The sequence below is a fragment of the Peribacillus sp. CSMR9 genome (genome assembly GCF_033141925.1).
GTDB lineage: Bacteria > Bacillota > Bacilli > Bacillales > DSM-1321 > Peribacillus > Peribacillus simplex_A.
The window spans coordinates 1-2,262 of the sequence record NZ_JAOPHO010000158.1 but is presented as its reverse complement, the minus strand read 5'-3'; the positions used below and the strand labels follow the sequence as shown (position 1 = coordinate 2,262).

The following is a 2,262-nucleotide window of genomic DNA, read 5'->3' as shown; positions in this document are numbered from 1 at the left end:
CAGTTGAAGTTGAACGTTCATTGCGTGTACTTGATGGAGCTGTAGCTGTACTTGATGCCCAATCAGGTGTTGAGCCTCAAACTGAAACTGTTTGGCGCCAAGCTACAACTTATGGTGTACCGCGTGTCGTATTCGTAAATAAAATGGACAAAATCGGTGCGGATTTCCTTTACTCAGTTGGAACAATCCACGATCGTCTACAAGCTAATGCTCATCCAGTTCAGTTACCAATCGGTGCTGAAGATCAATTCTCTGCAATCATTGACCTTATTGAAATGAAAGCTCATTTCTATGCCAATGATCTAGGAACTGATATCACTGTTGGTGAAATTCCTGAAGAACATCGGGAATTAGCTGAAGAATACCGTGAAAAGTTAATTGAAGCAGTAGCAGAAGTTAATGAAGACTTAATGGAAAAATACCTTGGCGGCGAAGAAATCAGCATTGCTGAATTAAAAGCAGCTATTCGTACAGCAACCGTTAACGTTGAATTCTTCCCAGTTATCTGTGGATCAGCTTTCAAAAACAAAGGTGTTCAATTAATGCTTGATAACGTTATCGACTTCCTTCCATCTCCGTTAGATGTACCAGCTATTAAAGGTACTCTTCCTGATACAGAAGACGAAGTAGAACGCCACTCAGATGATTCTGAACCGTTCTCAGCTTTAGCGTTTAAAGTAATGACGGATCCTTACGTTGGTAAACTTACATTCTTCCGTGTGTACTCAGGTACATTAGAATCAGGTTCTTATGTAATCAACTCAACTAAAGGTAAACGTGAACGTATTGGACGTATCCTTCAAATGCACGCAAACAGCCGTGAAGAAATATCAACTGTATACGCAGGAGATATTGCTGCAGCTGTAGGATTGAAAGATACTACAACTGGTGATACTCTATGTGACGACAAGAACCAAGTTATTCTTGAGTCTATGGTATTCCCAGAGCCAGTTATTTCACTTTCAGTTGAACCAAAATCCAAAGCAGACCAAGACAAAATGGGCCAAGCTTTACAAAAGCTACAAGATGAAGATCCAACATTCCGTGCGCATACTGACCAAGAAACTGGTCAAACGATTATCGCTGGTATGGGTGAACTTCACTTGGACATCCTTGTTGACCGTATGCGTCGTGAATTTAAAGTGGAAGCAAACGTTGGTGCTCCTCAAGTAGCATACCGTGAAACTTTCCGTGGTTCAGCTAAGGTTGAAGGTAAATTCGTTCGCCAATCAGGTGGTCGTGGACAATTCGGACACGTATGGATCGAATTTGGTCCAAACGAAGAAGGTAAAGGATTCGAATTTGAAAATGCTATCGTCGGTGGTGTAGTACCACGTGAATATATCCCTGCTGTACAAGCTGGATTAGTTGATTCACTTGACCGTGGTGTACTTGCTGGTTACCCGCTAGTCGACATCAAAGCAAAATTATTTGACGGTTCTTACCATGACGTTGACTCCAACGAAATGGCATTTAAAATTGCTGCATCAATGGCACTTAAAAATGCTGCTTCTAAATGTAAACCGGTTATCCTTGAGCCAATCATGAAAGTAGAAGTAGTTATTCCTGAAGATTATCTAGGCGACATCATGGGAGATATCACATCCCGCCGTGGTCGTGTAGAAGGTATGGAAGCTCGCGGTAACACGCAAATGGTTAAAGCGATGGTTCCACTATCTGAAATGTTCGGATATGCTACGTCTCTACGTTCTAACACACAAGGACGCGGAACATTCTCTATGCACTTCGATCATTATGAAGAAGTACCTAAGAGCATTTCTGAAGAAATCATCAAAAAAAATAAAGGTGAATAATTGATTTTCATCTCTTATTAAAGTATAACTATCTTATGTAAGCTGTGATGGAAGAATTAGTCTTCTTTCACAGCCCTATATACTTAATCTTTTATTTATAATTTTAAGGAGGAATTCCTAATGGGAAAAGCTAAATTTGATCGTTCAAAACCGCACGTTAACGTTGGAACAATTGGTCACGTTGACCATGGTAAAACAACTCTAACTGCTGCAATCACAACTGTACTTGCTAAAACTGGTGGAGCAGAAGCTCGCGCTTATGACCAAATCGATGGTGCTCCAGAAGAAAGAGAACGTGGTATCACAATCTCTACTGCACACGTTGAGTACGAAACAGCTACTCGTCACTACGCACACGTTGACTGCCCAGGACATGCTGACTATGTTAAAAACATGATCACTGGTGCTGCACAAATGGATGGCGGAATCCTAGTAGTATCTGCTGCTG

2 protein-coding genes are annotated in these 2,262 nt (G+C 41.2%); both read left to right on the top strand.

Annotation, left to right across the window (positions count from 1 at the left end; translation table 11 throughout):
• Nucleotides 1–1,814: elongation factor G (fusA, locus tag N9I19_RS24490; RefSeq protein ID WP_317779292.1), on the top strand; the 1,814-nt coding region annotated here is incomplete at its 5' end.
• A gap of 120 nt (nucleotides 1,815–1,934) precedes the next feature.
• A partial coding sequence (locus tag N9I19_RS24485; protein WP_317779291.1) for a GTP-binding protein occupies nucleotides 1,935–2,262 on the top strand: 328 nt, incomplete at its 3' end.